At 43.7% G+C, this 19,848-nt stretch carries 14 protein-coding genes and 1 pseudogene; 6 read left to right on the top strand and 9 right to left on the bottom strand.

Annotated features, from left to right (window positions below; genetic code table 11):
- Nucleotides 1–82 precede the first annotated feature (82 nt).
- From C1714_RS01160 to C1714_RS01145, 4 genes are all read right to left on the bottom strand, one after another.
- The gene (locus C1714_RS01160; RefSeq protein WP_102341464.1) at nucleotides 83–457 is read right to left on the bottom strand and encodes a hypothetical protein; all 375 of its coding nucleotides are present in this window, start codon (nucleotides 455–457) and stop codon (nucleotides 83–85) included.
- 11 nt (nucleotides 458–468) lie between these two features.
- Nucleotides 469–1,272: an ExeA family protein gene (locus tag C1714_RS01155; protein ID WP_102341463.1), complete on the bottom strand. Its 804-nt coding sequence runs from the start codon at nucleotides 1,270–1,272 to the stop codon at nucleotides 469–471.
- Nucleotides 1,262–2,548, bottom strand: a complete 1,287-nt coding sequence (locus tag C1714_RS01150) for a DDE-type integrase/transposase/recombinase (protein ID WP_210115222.1) — start codon at nucleotides 2,546–2,548, stop codon at nucleotides 1,262–1,264. Before C1714_RS01150 ends, C1714_RS01155 begins: the two co-directional genes overlap by 11 nt.
- Before the next feature lie 88 nt (nucleotides 2,549–2,636).
- Entirely contained in the window at nucleotides 2,637–3,221 is a 585-nt protein-coding gene (locus tag C1714_RS01145; RefSeq protein ID WP_102341462.1) for a helix-turn-helix domain-containing protein, read from the bottom strand.
- 262 nt (nucleotides 3,222–3,483) lie between these two features.
- Here C1714_RS01145 and C1714_RS01140 point away from each other — a divergent pair, with 262 nt between their 5' ends.
- The 3 genes from C1714_RS01140 to C1714_RS01130 are packed head-to-tail and all read left to right on the top strand — an operon-like array spanning nucleotide 3,484 to nucleotide 8,378.
- Nucleotides 3,484–4,851: a DNA methyltransferase gene (locus C1714_RS01140; RefSeq protein ID WP_135567860.1), complete on the top strand. Its 1,368-nt coding sequence runs from the start codon at nucleotides 3,484–3,486 to the stop codon at nucleotides 4,849–4,851.
- A gap of 1 nt (nucleotide 4,852) precedes the next feature.
- Nucleotides 4,853–7,930, top strand: a complete 3,078-nt coding sequence (locus C1714_RS01135; protein ID WP_210115221.1) for a type III restriction-modification system endonuclease — start codon at nucleotides 4,853–4,855, stop codon at nucleotides 7,928–7,930.
- Nucleotides 7,931–7,949: 19 nt separating this feature from the next.
- A complete protein-coding gene (locus C1714_RS01130) occupies nucleotides 7,950–8,378 on the top strand; it encodes a DUF262 domain-containing protein (RefSeq protein WP_102341460.1) in 429 nt (142 codons plus the stop codon).
- 155 nt (nucleotides 8,379–8,533) lie between these two features.
- Here the strand turns inward: C1714_RS01130 and C1714_RS14525 are convergent, their stop codons facing one another.
- The 4 genes and pseudogenes from C1714_RS14525 to C1714_RS01115 all read right to left on the bottom strand — a co-directional run bounded on the left by C1714_RS14525 (nucleotide 8,534) and on the right by C1714_RS01115 (nucleotide 12,099).
- Nucleotides 8,534–8,656, bottom strand: coding sequence for a hypothetical protein (locus C1714_RS14525; RefSeq protein WP_280951985.1), 123 nt, complete (start codon nucleotides 8,654–8,656; stop codon nucleotides 8,534–8,536).
- A 398-nt stretch (nucleotides 8,657–9,054) separates the two neighbouring features.
- Nucleotides 9,055–9,789: pseudogene (locus C1714_RS01125) on the bottom strand (family 1 glycosylhydrolase); the annotation flags it as partial.
- A gap of 157 nt (nucleotides 9,790–9,946) precedes the next feature.
- Complete coding sequence (locus C1714_RS01120) at nucleotides 9,947–11,338, bottom strand: ISL3 family transposase (RefSeq protein WP_102341307.1); 1,392 nt, start codon at nucleotides 11,336–11,338, stop codon at nucleotides 9,947–9,949.
- A gap of 218 nt (nucleotides 11,339–11,556) precedes the next feature.
- On the bottom strand, nucleotides 11,557–12,099 hold the full coding sequence (locus C1714_RS01115) for a hypothetical protein (RefSeq protein ID WP_102341306.1): 543 nt from the start codon (nucleotides 12,097–12,099) through the stop codon (nucleotides 11,557–11,559).
- A 377-nt stretch (nucleotides 12,100–12,476) separates the two neighbouring features.
- Here C1714_RS01115 and C1714_RS01110 point away from each other — a divergent pair, with 377 nt between their 5' ends.
- The 3 genes from C1714_RS01110 to C1714_RS01100 all read left to right on the top strand — a co-directional run bounded on the left by C1714_RS01110 (nucleotide 12,477) and on the right by C1714_RS01100 (nucleotide 17,417).
- Complete coding sequence (locus tag C1714_RS01110) at nucleotides 12,477–12,896, top strand: hypothetical protein (RefSeq protein ID WP_135567859.1); 420 nt, start codon at nucleotides 12,477–12,479, stop codon at nucleotides 12,894–12,896.
- Nucleotides 12,897–12,990: 94 nt separating this feature from the next.
- On the top strand, nucleotides 12,991–14,232 hold the full coding sequence (locus C1714_RS01105) for an exonuclease SbcCD subunit D (protein ID WP_167849880.1): 1,242 nt from the start codon (nucleotides 12,991–12,993) through the stop codon (nucleotides 14,230–14,232).
- Nucleotides 14,229–17,417, top strand: coding sequence for an AAA family ATPase (locus C1714_RS01100; RefSeq protein ID WP_102341456.1), 3,189 nt, complete (start codon nucleotides 14,229–14,231; stop codon nucleotides 17,415–17,417). The genes C1714_RS01105 and C1714_RS01100 overlap by 4 nt, the downstream gene beginning before the upstream one ends.
- A 344-nt stretch (nucleotides 17,418–17,761) precedes the next feature.
- Here C1714_RS01100 and C1714_RS14360 read toward each other — a convergent pair whose 3' ends face one another.
- On the bottom strand, nucleotides 17,762–19,840 hold the full coding sequence (locus C1714_RS14360; protein ID WP_245304975.1) for a hypothetical protein: 2,079 nt from the start codon (nucleotides 19,838–19,840) through the stop codon (nucleotides 17,762–17,764).
- Nucleotides 19,841–19,848: the final 8 nt, after the last annotated feature.

The raw sequence follows: 19,848 nt of genomic DNA, 5'->3' as shown, positions 1-19,848 counted from the left end.
ACGCAGCACTTTATTGGAAGTAAAAATGCATGCTTATTCCTGCATCTTTGGATTACAAAAAGAACCGGTTTCTGGCCGATTCTTAGCGTAAATCTTTTATGTACATCCCACTTACCTTCAGATAATTGGATAATCCTTGCAGGCATAAATTTGGGTGGCGTTGGTTGTTGTTTTCAATATAACCATGTGCCTGTTTTTTCATCCGCCGCATAAATGCCCGTGTTTCAAACGGATCTTTACCATTGAGATATTCCTTAACAAATTGATTATAGGCCGGTTGATCTCTGAACTCCGGTAATGTTGATGTGTAGATTTCATCTCTCAGGTCTTGTCTGTGTTCATCACACATGCATGTAGATAAGAGATAGCGCAGAGTTATTATTTCCAGCTCAAGTTCTCTGGTCTCCTGAATCATGGAATATACCAGAGTCGCATATTCATTCTCAGTACTGCTCATACCGCCTCTCTTTAAAATGATCTGTTCTGCGCAGCTGCACGGACGATATCTATATTGATCGTCATCGCATTCTGCTGTTCCCCGATATTGATTGAGTCATACATAATATTGTCGATGATACGGGGGTCTCCACCTGCATATCCGTTGATCACACTGATTGCGGCTGGGTCAACGATCGCTTCTGTGCCGCCGGCCTGTTTCAGCTTGAAGAAGATATATTCCTTTACTTCTTCACCAGACAGGCCATTGTATTCATAATGCACCAGTATTCTTTGTTTTAGGGCGGCGTGCACCGGCTTATTGATGACTGTGTTCAGATAGGGTTCGCCGCTTAGTACCAGCGCAAAACAGTTTTTGGAGTCGTAGTCGAAGTTCATCAACATTTGTAAATCATTCAGAATGCCCTGATTCAGATATTGGGCTTCATCCAGGATCAGAATAACTGTCTGGCGTTTTTCTTTGTAGGTATAGGCGATCTGTTCCTTCAGAGCCCTGACCCTGGCAGTCTTGCCTTTGACGTCCGTAATCCCGAACGTATCTGACAACTGTCGATAGAATTCAGGAACGGTTACAGTAGTGAAACTAATGTATACCGGTCTGTACTGATTTGGGTTCAGGCTGTCCGCAAAGACCTTCAGTGCCATTGATTTTCCCATCCCGGGAGGAGCCGTAATCATTCCAATACCACGGGTTGTTTTCAACAGATTCAGGCGGGAAAGAACCTGCTTCAAATCATCTGACTCAAAGTACCGGCCTCCGAAGCTGAAATTCTTATCAAATGGATTTCCAGTCAGACCATAGATATTACCTGACATGTTCGTCACTCCTCATCTTCGAATAATCCAGAATCAGATTCTTCCGCTTCGTATGGGCATTGGCATTCTTATCTGTCCTGTGAATGGAATAATGCTTTCCGTCATAGAGAATATATGCGGTCCGCATATCCGATGGAACATACCGGATTTCTACAGTCTGACGAATGAACTCCATCGGCACATCATACAAAACCCCGCCAATCCGTACTGTGGAGTCCAGGTGTACAAGACGCCTGATCCGGTTGAGGAAACACTCATCCAGCCATTCCTGCGATTTAGGCTTTCGGATATAGTCCTTCGTCTTCTCGTAACGTTCAAATGGTGTGCAGCCGATAGAGCTATGAACCGTTGTATTGTAGCTTCGCACATAATCCCGATACATTTCATTGAACTGTTCAAGAGAATGGATCTCTGAAGGATTCAATTTGAAGAGGAAACGTTCATCCAGTGTTCTCCATGCTCGTTCCCGTTTTCCCTTGGCGGCGCCATCCCGAACAGGCGCATGAATCAACACAATACCTAGTTCTCCGCAGATCAGCTCAAGCTGCTCATTCAGGTAGGAACAGCCGTTATCAACATAAAGCTTATCGGGAATTCCATAGGCGGCGATGGAATCCTTCAGCACCTTCTGGAAATTGACTGCGTTATCCGCGTAGAATAACTGGCTTTTCAGCTCCATTCGGCTATAGTCATCCAGAATGCCTATGCAGTAGACACGGCGGCTGATGCCATCTTCCGTAATGTAGGGGAGATATTTCGTATCGGCCTGCCATATCTTGCCAAACGAGTCTTCTTCAAAGGCTTTTCGATCTTTCACATTTGGATTTCTGGCACTTTTCAGATCGTGATTTTTAATAAATCTCTGCACAGTACATACGTTTACTGTTGAATCGATGAAGGATTCTTTAATGAGCTGATGATAAATCTGAGTGGCATTCATTCTGGGAAATTCCTGCTTCAGGGCATATATTCTCTCAATCGCAATGTCAGGCAGAGCACGGCTGGCTCCCTTATCTTTCCGCGTCACTGGCATAAGGGCATCAAATCCGTAACGCTTATAAAGAGACGTCCATTTTTCAAGCGTCTTCCATGAATACTTCATAGGCCTCCCATCAGGCATCGTAATGGAGGCTGTAGCGGCAACGCGCTGATAGTACTTTTTCGCACTCTTATCAGGGCAGGTTCCCTGAAGAACAGGCGCAATTAAACCAAAACGAAACTGCGCAGCTTCCGCCGCTTTTGCAAGATCAGGATTCATATTAGGGCCATTTTTCATGATGATCACCTCCATTCGTAATGATAGAAGTGATGATGAAAAGGTAAATTAACACGCCGTGCCTATGGCTGGAAAGGAAAAATCAAACTTAGATGTACTGCCCGGATCGCGCATTTCTATGCCCTTGCAGGAAACGATGGTGGTCCGGCATAAGCTTCATGAATCCTCTTTCAAAGTTCATGAAGTCCGGGAAATTCAGCAGATCTTTCAGGAACTGAATCTCAGAGGTAACAGCGTCTTTCAGAACACCGAGCCATAATGATTTGGCATGGAGAAATCTCGCTTTCCACCGATAAAGTGTAGGAGCCGAGATTTTGTACTTTTCGCATATCTGCCTGACTGTGAGCCGATGAGAAAAATAGTCACTCAGAGCCCAAAGGACCGTAAGCAGGCTATAGGGGGAATACGGAATGATCAGCGCCACCAAAAAGGCGTGTGATGAATGACAACTGCCGCAGCGGAACCGCTTTGTATGCAATTCACTTTGGATAATTTGCCCGTTGCGATATTCAAGAATCCAGCGACTGTAATTTCTGTATTTCCTAAGATTCCCAGCGCCGCACAGTGGGCAATGACCGGAAGAAAGGAAACGCGTCAGAAGCAGATCTGTCATTTCCTGCGCAGAAATATTCAGTTTTGATAGCTTGATTAGTTGAACGAAAATGCCTACCATTGCATTTGTAGCCTCCTTTTTGACACAAAAAGGATGTGCTTACACATCGGACGGAGAGAAGATTTCGGTTTGGCGACTTAAGGTCTTCTCTCCCTTTTTATGTCCTTTGATTACAGCATAGAGCATAACGAAAAAATGTGCAGTTATTCACGGCACATTCTCATCACAACATGAAATCTGCTCCTATTTTTATCTGCCGTATTTCTGCTGTCCGCGCTTATTTTATTATGCAGGATTACACTGNTTGATTACAGCATAGAGCATAACGAAAAAATGTGCAGTTATTCACGGCACATTCTCATCACAACATGAAATCTGCTCCTATTTTTATCTGCCGTATTTCTGCTGTCCGCGCTTATTTTATTATGCAGGATTACACTGTGATGAAATCTTTGGTGAAAATAATTTTATTGAAAACTATATTTGGGAAAGCACATTTAGGCCAGACAATTCATCCCCAATAAATAGAAAAAATGCAGAGTTTATTCTTTGCTATGCAAAAAACAAAAAGTGTATTACAAGACTTATTGGAGGAATATCGAGTTCTGATGGACTGCCATCTTTAACAAAAAATTCAATGAAAGAAAGTACACTACTAATAACTGCCAACAGTACAGAAACGTATCTCGAAGATGGAGTTTATCTTTCGGGTAATAAAGGTAATTACGTATTGCTTGACGATGTTATTGTTAAAGACGGTAAAATACAAAATGATTTTAGACTTACAGGAAGAATGATTTGGGGACAAGATTATTTAGATAAACAGATAAAAAATGGAACTAAGATTGTTATAAAAAACGATACATTTGTTCCTTATACAAAAAAGGCTGAACCAACAATTCAAAGCCCAAATAAGATCATCCCTAAAGATAGAGTGTCGGACATTTTAAGTGCAAATGCTGAAAGGAGTCAGTTATTTAACACCAAAGTTTTTGATTATCCTAAACCAACTTCTTTATTGAGATATTTTTTAAGCTTTTTTGAAACGAAAAATTATACTGTTCTGGATTATTTTTCCGGATCAGCCACTACTGCCCACGCCGTATTGCAACAAAATGCTGAAGATGACGGACAAAGAAAGTTTATTATGGTGCAGCTGCCCGAAGTATGTGGTGAAAAGAGCGAAGCACATAAAGCTGGCTACAAAACCATCTGCGATATTGGTGAAGAGCGCATCCGCCGTGCCGGTAAGAAGATCAAAGAAGAAACCGGCGCGGATATCGATTATGGCTTCCGCTGCTTCAAGGTTGACTCTTCGAATATGAAGGATGTTTACTACCGCCCGGCGGATATCGGACAGATGGAGATGGATGATCTGACGGATAATATCAAGGAAGATCGAACACCGGAGGACCTTCTGATTCAGGTAATGCTGGATCTGGGCGTGCTACTCTCTTCAAAAGTAGAACAGACGGAGATTGCCGGAAAGAAAGTCTTTTCGGTTCAGGATGGCTATCTGATTGCCTGCTTTGATAAGAATGTGACTGAGGATGTAGTCACATCGATTGCGAAGCAGCATCCTTTCTATGCGGTGTTCCGTGACAGCTCAATGGCTGATGACAGCGTGGCTGCAAACTTTGAACAGATATTCGAGACCTACAGCCCACAAACTGTGAGAAAGGTGCTGTGACATGGCTGAGATGAAATTCAAATTTACCATACAAAATTATCAGACTGAAGCGGTCAATAGTGTCGTGAAGGTTTTTGTCGGGCAGCCGTTTCAGGACAAAGTAAGCTATCGACGTGACACTGGTACGCAGAAAATTGAAAGAGATTTGTTTAATTACAAAATATCCGACGAAGAACTCTACATGGGCTTTGCCAATGCACCTGTTGTCATAGACCAGCATCAGCTCTTAAAGAACATTCAGGATGTTCAGAACGATAATAATATCAAAACGTCTTTTTCTCTTGCTAAGCATATGGGAGTCTGCTCTCTTGACGTAGAAATGGAGACCGGAACTGGAAAAACATATGTCTATATTAAGACGATGTTTGAGCTTAATAAACAGTACGGCTGGAGCAAGTTCATAGTAGTCGTACCATCGATTGCAATCCGTGAGGGCGTCCATAAGAGCTTTCAGATGATGCAGGATCACTTCATGGAGCAGTATGGCAAGAAGGCACGTTTCTTTGTCTATAACTCGAAGAATCTGACGGATATCGATAATTTTTGTTCGAGCGCTGATCTGTCGGTCATGATCATAAACGTTCAGGCATTCAACGCACGTGGCAAAGATGCCCGTCGTATCCGTATGGAGCTGGATGAATTCGGCAGCAGAAAGCCGATTGACGTCATTCAGGCGAACCGGCCTATCGTAATTCTTGATGAGCCGCAGAAGATGGGTGGTGAAAAAACGCAGGAATCCCTCAAGGAATTCAATCCGCTTTTTACGCTGAACTATTCGGCCACGCACAAAGAACATCATGATCTCGTGTATGTTCTCGATGCGCTGGATGCTTACCAGATGAAGCTCGTTAAGAAGATCGAAGTAAAAGGCTTTGATATCAAGAATCTGCGCGGGACAGATGGATACTTGTTCCTTGAGGATATTGTGATCTCGCCCAATAAACCGCCGATGGCAAGGCTGGAATTCGAGATTGGATACGATAAATCCATTAACCGTGAGACTCGTATCGTAGGCGTGGATGATGACCTTTATGCTCTTTCCAAGGGAATGGAGCAGTATCAGGGCTACCACATCAATGACATTGATCCGATAAGAGGCGTCCTTACCTTTACTAATGGTGTCGAGATCCACACCGGAGAAGTACTCGGTGATGTAAGTGAAAAGGATATTCGCCGTGTACAGATCCGTGAAACTATCCGTTCACACTTTGAGAAGGAAAAAGAGCTGTATAACCGTGGCATCAAAACATTGTCGCTGTTTTTCATTGATAAAGTGGAAAATTACCGTAAATATGATGAAGACGGCAATGAGGTTAACTCGGAATATGGACAGATGTTCGAAGAGGAGTATTTGTCTATCCTCAATGAATACCTGACACTTTTTAATACTCCGTATGAGCAGTATCTGCGGAGTATCGATGTTCACTCTACACACGCTGGTTATTTCAGCATTGATAAAAAAGGGCACAAAGTTGATTCCAGTTTAAAACGTGGAACAGATATCAGCGATGATGAATCCGCTTATGAGCTTATCCTGAAAGATAAAGAGAAGCTGCTGTCTCTGGATAATCCTGTGCGTTTTATCTTCTCTCATTCTGCGCTGCGTGAAGGCTGGGATAATCCGAATGTATTCCAGATTTGTACCTTGAAGCATGGCGGAGACAGCACGACAAATAAACGTCAGGAAGTAGGCCGTGGGCTTCGTATTTGCGTCAATCAGACCGGAGATCGCATGGATGAACATGTGCTTGGCTCTGAGGTGCAGGAAGTCAATAAGCTGACGGTTATCGCCAGTGATGGCTATAAAGATTTTGTAGCATCTCTTCAGAAGGAGATTAAGGACGACCTGTATGAGCGTCCGACAAAGGCAACACCGGAATACTTCACCGGCAAGCGGCTTAAGATCGGCGATGCTGTTATTACCGTTACCAGCGATCAGGCGCATGCGATCTATTTCTATCTAGTAAAGAATGATTACATCGATGAAGATGGTCATATAACGGAGAAATACCGTGCAGATGATGAGAATAAGGCATTGGCACCTCTGCCCGAAAAGTTAAAAGACATTGCGGAAGGCGTGCATGCGCTTGTGAATGGTATCTTTGATGAACATGCCCTTGATGGAATGATCGAAGACGGCCATGCGACAAAGATTCAAGAAAATGCTCTGAATGACAATTTCTACAAGAAGGAATTCCAGACGCTCTGGAACTACATCAATCACAAATGGAGCTATACAGTGCATTTTGACAGCGATGAGCTGATCATACAATCCGTACAGCATATCGATGATAAGCTCTTTGTTGCACAGCTTCAGTACACTGTAACGAAAGGAACACAGGGCGAAGATTGGAATGCCGAGAAAGTGAAGTCAGGAACGGGTTTCGTTTCTCAAAAGAGCCATACCTATACCCTTGACCGTGGAGAAACTTCACAGTTGAAATATGACCTTATAGGAAAAATCGGTGCCGGTACGCATCTTACCAGAAGAACTGTTGCAGCGATCCTTAAGGGAATATCTCCTTCGAAATTTGCCATGTTTAAAAATAACCCGGAAGAGTTTATTTCAAAAGTTGTGAAGCTGATAAACGAAGAAAAGGCGACGATGATTGTGGATGACATTACCTACAATAAGACGGACGGAACTTATGATTCGTCGATCTTCACAGCCGAGAAGAACAAAGATTTCTCAAAGGCATATCTAGCCAAGAAGAATGTGCAGGACTATGTGTTCGCAGATGGAACTGCCGAAAAGTCGATCGAACGGAAATTTGCTGAGGACATGGATCTGGATGATAAGGTCGTTGTATATGCAAAATTACCGCGTGGATTCCAGATCCCGACTCCGGTAGGAAACTATGCTCCTGACTGGGCGATTGCATTCCAGAAGGGAACCGTAAAGCATATCTACTTTATTGCTGAAACGAAGGGATCGATGGAAAGCATGGATCTGCGCCCTATCGAACAGGCTAAAATCAAGTGTGCAAAGAAATTGTTTAATGAAATCTCAACCGATGATGTCGTCTATGGTCAAGTTGATTCATATCAGAATCTTCTCGGATTAATGAACGCAATATGAAAAGGGAGGGCAATGTCACATGGGAAAAGAATTATTTGATAACATCCCCAGCAAAGTTGGTGACCTGCTTAGCGATGTAAAGAATGGCAAAGTCGGCCTCCCTGATCTTCAGAGACCCTTTGTCTGGAAAGACAGTAAGACACGTGATCTGCTGGATTCAATGTTAAAAGGGTATCCGATTGGGTATATCATGCTTTGGCAATCTCCAGAAGGCTATGAAACAATTAACCATATTGGAACGAATGACAAAACGTATATTCATCCGGATTATTTAGTGATTGATGGTCAACAGCGATTGACAGCATTATTGGCTGCAATATCAGGCATCAAAGGGCCTTTTTCACCCGACCCGAACAGTCCAAAAGTCCACCGTATGCGTCCTGCGATTATTCAGAAGTTGCTGAGACCATCATTCCGGGTATCTAAGGCCAGTGCTCCGGAGGGCTAAGGCCAGGCATATTTTGGCGCTTCATTCCGATGACCAGAGTCACTATTCCGGACCCTAAGACCACTTGCAACGGCTATTATACTCGACATGAGCAATATAAAGCATTTGCTGAATCTCGTCTTCGCTCTTATATTTAGCCTTCTCCCATTTCTGGCTCAGTGAAGACGCCGCTTCCCGGACAGCAGACACAGAATCTCTGCCAACATGAAGTTGGCTGGCTGTCTGCCCGAAAGACCTGTGGTCGATAGCAGCCGCAGGATTTCCTTGTACTTTGACATAGAAAATAACCTCCTTCCGTACAAGTGAGGTAATTAACCTCACACATTTCAAAAACGCCAAAAGAGTGGCTGGCAAGGTATATCCCCGCTGATCACTCTTTCCTTTTATTCTTGAATTATGTCAATAAAATCCAAAAGAATCCTGGTCCCCCCAAACTTCACTCCCCCAAGGATTTTGGAGACCCGTTCTGTCTCAAGTCGGGTTTCGTTATCTATCTGTGGAACACTGAATATCTGTATGAGAAGCAACCAATTTTTTTCAGTTGTATCGTTCGAAGTTGGATTGACGTACACAGCGGAATTTGGGGAGACAAGCACGTCGCACGGCGGAACCGCTTCGCCGGCGGCATAGAGCCGGAACGGCGGTCTTCTTGAACCGAATGATGGACATTCAGATGCTATTCCTTTGTACAACTTCCATTTGTTTCGATAACCTTTTGATAATAATAGAAGGAATCTTTCCGCATACGATTGAGCGTTCCATGTCCATCATCATCTTTATCGACGTAGATGAAGCCATAGCGTTTTGACATTTCTCCAGTTGAGGCACTTTCCAAATCAATCGGGCCCCACCATGTATAGCCAAACAGATCAACACCGTCATCAATTGCATCCCTCATCGCGTCGACATGAGTCTTGAGGTAGCTGATCCTGTAATCATCATGAATTTTCCCGTCTTTACTGATGACATCTCTCGCCCCCAATCCGTTTTCGGCAATAAATAGTGGAATATGATATCGTCCATAGATTTCGTTCAGCACCCATCGTAATCCTTGTGGGTCAAATGCCCAACCCCATTCTGTCTTTTTTAAAAAAGGGTTTTCGGCTCCAAGGTTAAAATTGCCGGAATCAGTTCCTACTACTTGATCCATGCAATCTGTCCCAGATGTATAGTAGCTAAACGAATAATAATCTACTGTTCCTTGTTTCAAAATCTCATAATCTTCTGGATCGATTTTCAGTGATACCCTACGTTGATCAAGATATTTCTTAGCAAAATAAGGATATTCACCTCTGACCTGCACATCGCCGCAATACCATAATTTCCGCATGCTATTCTGAGCGGCAAGAATATTTATAGGATTGCAATTATATGGATAGTGTGCATCCGATGCAATCATGCAGCCAATCTTGTTTTTATGGCGCTTTTGAAATGTGTGGGGTTAGAGTCAAACCGGAGCGATAAATCTCTGGGGTAACTGGCGCCCCATAATCATGAACTCAGCGCCCGAGTCATCTGAAGTAAGACATGACCTTACAACTGGTTTGAACAGCTGTGAGGCCAAGTTTTTATTTCGCCGTTTTTGTGACATTCGAGTGTATCGGGTTCAATGAGTAGGTCGCATCCTTGTCCAGAACGTACATGAGGCGGTTGCGGAATCTGTCCCAGTTGTGATAGCCGTTCGCATTCTTCTTGATGCACTTACAGATTGAGTTTCGGTTTTCAATGATCGCATTGGTCATCCGCTTATGATAGGCATTGGGTTTGCCGGTCTTGGAATCGACCTTGTAGATGTAGCCGTAGGTAGTAAGAGAATTGATGATTTCGGTCCGCCATTTGGTCAGTGTGCTGGCGAAGTGACGCATTTCCGGTACCTGAGACTTCCTGAACTCCGTAATCAGTTCGTTCAGTTTCTGCTCCCTATCGTTGGGCGTGGCGGTCTCATAGTAGTCGTATACTTTTTCTTTCAGATTCCATGACTCCATCAGCTCAGGGCTTATTTTCAGGAGCTTCTCGCGGAGATCATAGTAGTTAATCGGAAATTTGAAATGATTGTTATATCTTCTCTGTCCGTTTGGATCGAACAGCTTCTTACCATCTTTTGTGCTGCTGTCGGAATGCCTGTAGAGAATCCAGTTGAACTTCTTGAGAAGATAGTATTCATCGGAACCTTTTGTGGTTCCTTTCATGGCACGGATTCGAACACTGTCGGTCTGGCGTCCCAGTTCCTGGCAGAGATGGAATCTGTCCACGATACCGATACTGTTCGGGAAACACTTCTTCATGACCGTTCGATAGGTATCGTACATATCGAAGGAACAGGCTTTGACTTTCTTCCGCTCTTCCAGCGGGATCTTCATAAAGTAGCTGAGCAGCCGATCTTCCCGTCTGGAGTTCAGGAAATCAATGGGCGTCTGTCTCTGGAAATCCATAAGAACACAGACGAATTTCTCGCTGTAGTTGCGGAAGGCATAGACTTCATCAAAGCTGATCATCTCCGGCAGAGGTTTCCTGGGAAGACTGACGTGATCATCAAACAGATAGGCAGCTGTGGCAGGAGAGAGATGATACCTGCGCGCAACGGAAGAGAATGTCTCGTTATAGTTCTTCAGATCCGTGAGCACTCTCTGAACCGTGAATGCGGAGATACTCATACTGCCAAAGGAGAATGGATTCTTCTCTGCATAGGTTCGATGACATACCGGACAGACATATCGTCTGGCCCGGTAAAGCAGCGTACATTTACGATCAGAAAGAACACTGTGCGTAATCTTCTTCCAGTAATAATCTTTGATCCTTGGAGTTTTACAGCCGCATTCCGGGCAGGGCTCATAGTGCGGAACGAGCCGGACTGAGATCTGTGCATTTCCATTCAAGTTCTGATACTGGAAGTCCTCCACATCACTGTCTTCCAGGCCGAAGAGCTCCATGATGTCCTCTTTATTCGTGTTAAGAGACATACCGATGACCTCTGATTCTGCAGGGAATCGATTGAATACCGTATACCATGCATGAATTCCTTTCCGGAAAGCCGAATCAAAATGATGAACGAAGGGCTTTTCTTCAAAATGATGAGGTGAAACGTTCCTTCGTTCGGTATTGATCGGCTTTCATCCCTTCTGCCCTCAGAATAGGAACGCAGAGGCTTCTTTGATATTCCTGCTGTGAGAAAAAGAGGTCATGTGAAAACGAGCTGGCAGCGCAGCTTTCTGTTCTGCAGGAACTGCCTGCCAAGCAGGGTAATACAATTCGTGGTTATATCCGTATTGAGGTAAATGCGCCTGGTATTGAGAATACTCTGCCAGTACCGGTTGAACTTCCAGCGGATCAGCCGTACAGCGTCATAGTCAAAGGAATTACCGCTTTCTTCAACGGTAAAGGAACGATCCCCGCATGAAGTAAGAACAGCGGTAAAATCGTCCGCGGTGCGGCTGCTGTAGGGGATCATGAAAGACAGCAGAACTGCATCTGCAGACGAGCCTTTCCGGTAAACACGCTTAATGATCAGTGGCACAGTATGATCAAGAATGGTAAATCTTCTGCTGTACTTTGCGTAATACAGATAGCCATTATTCACAATCAGTTCGGAAACCGACTGATCATAAAAGACCTGAACAGCTCTTGTAATGATTTCCTGTGTGGAAGAATCGTTTGAGGAATGAATCAGGCGATTCTTAACAAACTCCACGAGCTTGTGCAAATGACAATGAATCATGATCATCAGACAGGTCTATAATGGAGTCGCTGGCATATGCTGGACTGCGAAGGGTTTGGGGATGCCAGCTTTTATTATTGCCAGGAGCTCAACATTCCTCCTTTACCTGAAGGATAGTCTTTTTCATCCAATTCGAACAATACCTGTACAAAAAAAGCAAACCCCAGAGTCTTAAACTTTCACAGACATACATAAAAGATGGCAACCCCATCACCTTGAAATGCAGGTCACCATCCCCTCAAATTTTTAAATATCCCATCTATTTTGATGAGATGTTCTTTCCGGTCATCAAGCACGAGACTGAGATTGTGAACGGTAAGAAACTTAGGGGCATTTCACGCAACAAGATCTGTGTAGCAGCAGCTTATGATAAACATGGGCATATGTATCTTGCCGTAGAGAGAACATCAAAGCCATCCAGAAAGACAACATGGGAAGCTCTCGGAAAACATATCAAGCCTGGATCAAAACTGATTCATGATGGAGATAATTCGCATGGAATACTTGTCGAACGACTCCATCTGACAGAAGAAGTGCATACTACGAGTGAGACCAAAGGATTATCGGACAAAGACAATCCTCTGGATCCGATTAACAATCTGCATTCACTGGCAAAGCAATATATGCGTGCACATGGCGGTTATGACAGGGACAATCTTCAGGACTGGATGAATCTGATCTGGTTTGTTCTGTCAGAGCCTAGTAATCGATATGAGAAGGTCGACCTTTTCATCAGACGGGCAATAATGTCGCCACATGTGGTGAAATTCAGAGATGCGATGTCAAAAAAGTCCGCTGAATAAGCCCGCAGTCACCCCCCCCTGGTGCAAATGTCGATTTTTTCTTAAAATATTAGCAATCCTATTGATATGTGTTAATTTACAGGAGATTGTTAGTATGAAATTCATTCACATTGCGGATCTGCATTTTGGAAAAATCATTTACGGACTTTCTATGATTGATGATCAGAAAGACTGGGTTGAGAAGTTCCTGGACATGTGCAGAAAAGAAAGACCGGATGCTGTGGTAATTGCAGGAGATGTGTATGACCGTAGCACACCTTCCGGTGCAGCGGTGGAACTGCTTGACCATCTGCTGACCAGTTTGTCTGAGATGAAAATTGTTGTAATGATGACTGCGGGAAATCATGATTCCGGGCAGCGGCTGGCATTTGCACATGAAATGCTGGCGAAACAGAAAGTGCATATTGCCGGAACATTACAGAAAGAAATGGTTCATGTGCGATTTGAAAATCCTGATGGTGCAGGACCAGTGACATTCTGGCTGATGCCGTATCTTTTTCCGGAAGCCATCAGCGTTCTTCTGCAGGATGAAAACATTCACAGCTACGATACCGCTGTCAGGAAGCTTCTGTCAGCGCAGAATATTAATTTCTCGGAGCGGAATGTCATCATTGCCCATCAGAATGTAACTGCAAATGGCATAGAAGTGGAACGGGGCGGATCAGAGTCAATGGTCGGTGGCGTTGGCGAAGTGGATTATACGGCATTTGATGGCTTTGAGTATGCGGCACTGGGACATATTCATTCGGCCTATCCGGTTGGCAGACCATCCGTGCGGTATGCAGGAACACCAATGTGCTATCACTTTGAGGAGACCAGACAGCCGGCCAAGGGACCGCTGCTGGTGGAACTTGGAGAAAAGGGACAAGATCCATCCGTTAAATTAGAGAAGATTGATCCGCTTCACAAAATGAAATGGCTTGAAGGAACATATGCAGAAGTTCGTCAGCAGATGCGCGATGATGTCGGGCGGAATGAATATATCGGCATAACGCTCAGTGATCAGCGTGTTCGTCCGGAAACTTCAGCAGAGTTTCATGAGCTTGCTGAAAGCAGGCAGAGCAACCTGCTTGAACTGCTGAGCTCATGGTCAGCAGTTCCGGAATCCGGAAAACATGCAGATGCAAAATCGATTCGCGAGAAGCCTGTTGAGGATTTGTTTGCTGATCTTTACAGAGATCGAAACGGCGACAATCCGCCGGACGATGTTTCCTACAAACTGATGCAGTATGTAGGAGAACTTGTAAGAAACAGTGATCCGCATGAACCACTGAATGATAAGGATGCTGATAAGATCCTGAATTTTGCAGCAAAACTGACGGAGGATGCACAATGAGACCGGTAACTCTGACGATGAAGGCATTTGGATCGTATGCTGAAGAAACAACGGTTCCTTTCAATCGATTCAACGACGGCTTGTTTCTGATCACCGGTGATACCGGTGCTGGCAAGACAACGATCTTTGATGCAATTGTATATGCACTTTATGGAGAACTAAGTGGATCTGCAAGTTCCGACCGGAAGCCAGAGATGATGCACTGTGACAAAGTAGAGAAATCTGTGCCGACGGAAGTAAAGATGGAATTTCAGCAGAATGGCAAGACATACACCGTGACCCGGACACTGCGGTTTACCAGGGAACGCAGAACCGGTGAGTATAAAAAGATAACCAAGAATGCTGTGCTGTATGAACCGGAAGGAAAGACCATTGAAGGAGATTCAGCAGTTTCAAGGAGATGCACGGAGCTTCTGGGTCTTAACAAAGATCAGTTCCGGCAGATTGTCATGCTGGCACAGGGAGAATTCCGCGAGTTCCTGAAATCAGATAGTGAGGAGAAGAGTAAGATTCTCGGGAAGCTGTTCGACAGCAGCATCTATGTACGGTATGAAGAGCTGCTTGCCGATGCCGCCGGAAAGCTGAAAGAGAAACGAATTTCTAACATGGATGCAGTCCGTGTGCAGATGGAGACGGTATTCGTATATCAGGAGATTGAGGATCCGGAAGAACGTGAAAAATATCTTCCGGCAAATCCGGATCTTGTGCAGAATCTTTCAGATCTCCTGAAAGAGGAGAATACTGAACTCTTTGATCTGAAAAAAACACGTGATGAGAGTGATAAGCTGCGGACAGACCTTACAAAGCAGAGGACCAATGCAGAAGCTGTAAATAATGATTTCGATCTGCTGGATCAGTATCAGAAGAAACTGGAAGAATTGAGCCATCAGAAAGCATCCATAGATCTGCTTCGGAAACAATACCTTCAGGTAGAAAATGTGCAGCACCAGATTATGCCTTTGTACGATGCGTGGTTTACAGCATCAGGCCTGCTTTCAGATAACCAGAAAGGCATTTCTGATACTAATAATCAACTGAAAGAGGCTGAAAAAGTAATGAAGGAAGCTGAGAAGCTGAAAAATGCAGATGAGTCAGAAACTCTGAAAAGCTCTGAACTTGGTGCAGCAATAAAGGAACTTAAAAATTCACTTGGTCAGTATGATGATCTGCAGGAAAAACAAAAAGAATTGAATAATGCACTGAATATTCTGGAATCACTGAACAGGCAGGCAGCAGAAGCAGACAAGTCATGGAAAGCACTGGATCAGAAGATACGGAATGAGCGTGAAGAACGTAGCAATCTGGAAGATGCTCCTTTAAAGAAGACAGAGGCAGACCAGAAACTGAATGAAACGTCAGTAAAGCTGGCTGAACTGCAGAATCTGCAGGAAAACATTCAGAGCATTCATGAGACTGAGAAGAAAAGGGACAGGGCACAAGATGCGCTGAATCAGCTTACCACCGATGCATCGAATCTGAACACAATATACAGCCGGAAATACAACCGCTTTATCAGTGGACAGGCTGGCATTATGGGGTCTCAACTGGAAAGCAATCTTGATAAAGATGGAAGTGCTGAATGCCCTGTGTGCAGGACACGTTTTATTCGCGGCCAGGTACATAGCTTTGCACAGATAGAAGCTGATGTTCCTTCACAGACAGAAGTCGAACAGGCAGAAAAGCAATGGAAGGCCGTAGAACTGCAGAGGCAGAAAAAACAAACTGATTTTACAGAGCTTAATACAGAAGCAGTAGAGAAGCAGACATCTGCTGCAGAAAAAGGACAGAAACTCTTCGAAGACTGCACAGGCTGGGAAATACTTTGCGATCCGGACTATCTGAATGTAAAGAACAATGAGCTGAATGATCTGAAGTTACAGCAGACATCTTCTGCAGAGATACTTACTGCAAAAGCTGAAAAGTACAATGAGCTTGGAAAGCAACTTCAGAAAGACGAAGCTGCTTTGAAAACTGCTGCTGACAGAAAAGCTGCTTTGCAGAAGCAGGCACAGGATGCCGATACTGCATGCAGTACACTGAGAGGTGAAGCTGACGCGATGCAGAAAGCGCTGAAGTATCCGGATAAAGCTGCTGTGCAGGATGCTGTTCGTACGCTTACAGTGCAGAAAAATGAAATTGACGATCTGGTAAAAGAGCATGAAAAAGCCTTTGAGAAAGCAAAGGAGCAGAATGATACTCTTGCAGGAAAGATTGATGCACTTCTGAAGCAGAAACCAGATCTTGAAATGAACGTTGAGAACAATCGTAAAAAACTCAATGCTGCATTGACCGCAAATAAGCTGGAATCCGATAAAGCTGCTATGGAAATTCTTGATGCTGTAGAATCAAAGGATATTGAACTGTGGCTGAAACAGACTGATGCAAGTCTTAAGCTGTATGACCAGAATCGAGCAACAGCTGAAAAGCAGGTCAATGACATGCTGGATAAGACGAAGGGAAAAGAGCGCTCCAGACTTGATGAATTCGATGCGAAGATCAAAGAAGCCGTGGACAAGTATGAAGCCGCAAATGATGCGTACAATAAAAAGCAGACAAAGATAGATCAGCACAATGATATCCTTAAGAAAGTAACAGAGGCAAAGCGACAGCTTGCCGCAACTGATCAGACTTGGAAGATGCTTTCCGAGTTATCGGATCTGGCTAATGGAGCAGCTGGTGAAGGTGGAAAGCTGAGTTTTGATCGATATGTCATGGGAACAGTCTTCCAGGAAATCCTGGAAATGGCTAACCATCGGCTTGATGTAATGTCCGGAGGCAGGTATGAACTTCAGCACGAACTGGATGCAAATCGTTCCAATTCTGCTGCCGGACTTGGTGTGGTGGTTCTGGATATGAGTTCAGGTCAGACACGTCCCAGCGCATCCTTATCGGGAGGTGAATCATTTATTGTTTCGCTTGCACTGGCTCTTGGATTATCGGATGTTGTTCAGAATCATTCTGCAGGAAAGGAACTCGATACACTGTTTATTGATGAAGGCTTTGGATCTCTTGACGATGGAACACTTGATAAAGCTGTTTCTGTTCTGAACAGTCTCACAGACAGCAGCAGTCATCTTGTCGGAATCATCTCTCATGTAGATCGGCTGCAGGAAAGCATCGTTCAGCAGCTTGTTGTAAAGAATACGGAAAATGGAAGTACTTTGGAGCTGCGAGGAGTGGAATAATCGGACANACTATCTGAACTTGTTCGCACTGATCTATAACGCACCAAATGACATCTACGAAAAGATCGACTTTCTGTTAAATCTAGGATTTGAAACGCCTGAAACGCTTAGATACAGAACATTGTTTGCCGGAAAAAAGGCAAAATCAGGGGGCCGATAGCACCCGTGTGCAAATCCGGCCTGTTTTCTTTTGGTGCTCCTGTCAAAGCTACTGCTTATTCCGTTCGCCCCACTTCAAGTGGGGGATTAATGGTTGGATCATTTATATTTTCCTATCCATATAATTATTTCTTTATTTCAACCCGCCTAATTGCATATATGTTTACTATGAGCGCATGGCTTTTCTAGCATGCCTGATACCTGTTTTGTCCCTTCCAGTTTTCACGAGAAATAAGATTTCTCTGATACATTTCATTCAGGATACTCTGCAGCGAGGCATTGTCCATGTTGGCCCTGCGTACTACAGCATCCTCGGCAATCTGTTCAAGTGTCATCTTCTTCTCTGACAGAAGATCATCATATAGATAGTTCATCAGATAACGCTTATCAATATGATCCGGTATTCTGCGATAGCTGCCTCCATACGTCTGATAAACATCTCCTGCTTTTTTCATTTCATGAAGTATCTTTGAAACATCATCTTCATCAATTTCATCAATATTGTTTTCGGCCAGAATCTGTTTCACACTTTTAGGCTCATCATTTATTGTTTTTTCGATTCTGCCTCGAAGCTTATTTCTTCTGATGGCAGATGGATCTTGAGGAAATGGATACTTTTCAGCCAATTCCTTCTTTTTAGCAGTACGGAATTCCTTTACTTTCTGACTGATCACCTGTTTTCTTCCGGCGTATTCATTTTCAATATCAGAAATTCTTTCATAGGCTTCTGCAATTGCCTGATCCAGTGACTGAATGTAAACCTTCAGATTCTTTTTTTCACTGAATTTAAATACACCCAGTTGTTCCAGCTGCGCTCTTTTTTTCCTGCGTTCTTCTTCATTTGCATCTATCTTTTTCTGACATTCCTGCTTATCCCTTATATATTTCTCTTCATAGGACTTCTCCAGCTGCTTTTCATAATCAAACGCAGCATCCAGCAGCTCATTATCTATCTGTTCCTCAATGCGGTCTCTCTCTTCAACCCAGGCCTGCTGTTCTGCTTCTCTTTTCGCAATTTTATCTTCTCTTGCTTTTTTCGCAGCTTCAGCCTGCTGTTTTACAAGTACCTTTGCACGTTTCTTATCATCAGACTGCTTCTTCAACAAAGCTTTGATTTCAGGTGTTTTCAATGCCTGTCTTACATCACTGAAATCAATAACTTCCTTTTGTCCTTTTTTGGTGCCGATTTGTTTCATTGCTGCATCGTAAAGTTCCAAAAGAAGGAGATTATCCGGGTTGTTCTTACTTTGTGCCTGAATGACAGCTGCTGCAGACATTTCCATATTATGGATTTCCTGAGCTAGTCCGATCAGATGCACTGTACCTTTTTCCTTGACTGATTCAGCATTTCCCAGCCCGCTTTGTGCAGCTGATGCTTCCATGATCGTCTGGACTTTCACAGCAGTCAGATATTGAGCAGATGTATCAGACAGCAGTTTCTTGAACTTTGCTACGAATTTTTCATTCAGTTCCGCATTGCGGTTTTTCTCGCTGTCAATTGGTTCCAGAACTGATAATCTTTCTTTTGGCTTGAAAGTATCAAGCAGGCTGTTTACATATGCAGTCACTCTCTTGAGATCTGATTTTCTTGCATTCTGAAACAGCAACCGGAACAGCTTTATCTGTGTCTTAAGCGTAATGAAAATCATCACATGTATAGCACCAGTGTCATATACACTGTAATAGGCACCGCCGGTTCTTTTTCCGGTATAAAGAACCGATTTAACAGAGGAAAAAATTACTTCTGTTGATTCACGTGAAAGCTCACAGAATGAATATGCAGTCTGAGCTCTTGCTTCAGGAAGCTTAAGCTCTGACAAACCGTTTACATCAAATGACTCGCCTGCATATATGCAGACTTTGCCCATGTCCGCATCCTTTGGATGATCCGGATCAGGAAACCAAGCAGCAAAATCACGGTCTTTTTTCTTCTGGACAGAATATCCATCCGGAATGCCGATACTGTATTTGTCATTTGAGAAAGTGTTGTTTTCTTTGAAGGAAATGCTGAAGCTGTCTACAAATGCGTTATCTGATCCAGTTGCAAATGCAGCATAGGCATCTTCAATGGGCATATCATCAAGTGCGTCATTACTGTCTTCTCTGCCGTTTTTTCTCAACCCTTTTTTTATTTCATCGTCGGCATAAAATGCTTTCTCCGGATCACCTTTATCCTCATTCTCATAATCCTTATCCCAGTCCGGGTTGTTTCTGCCGAGTACTTTATAAATCCTTACCTTGCTTTCAAGTTCCGGATCATCCATTGTTGTAA

Source organism: Galactobacillus timonensis, assembly GCF_900240265.1.
GTDB classification, from domain to species: Bacteria; Bacillota_I; Bacilli_A; order Erysipelotrichales; family Erysipelotrichaceae; genus Bulleidia; species Bulleidia timonensis.
This window is presented reverse-complemented; position numbering and strand designations above follow the sequence as displayed.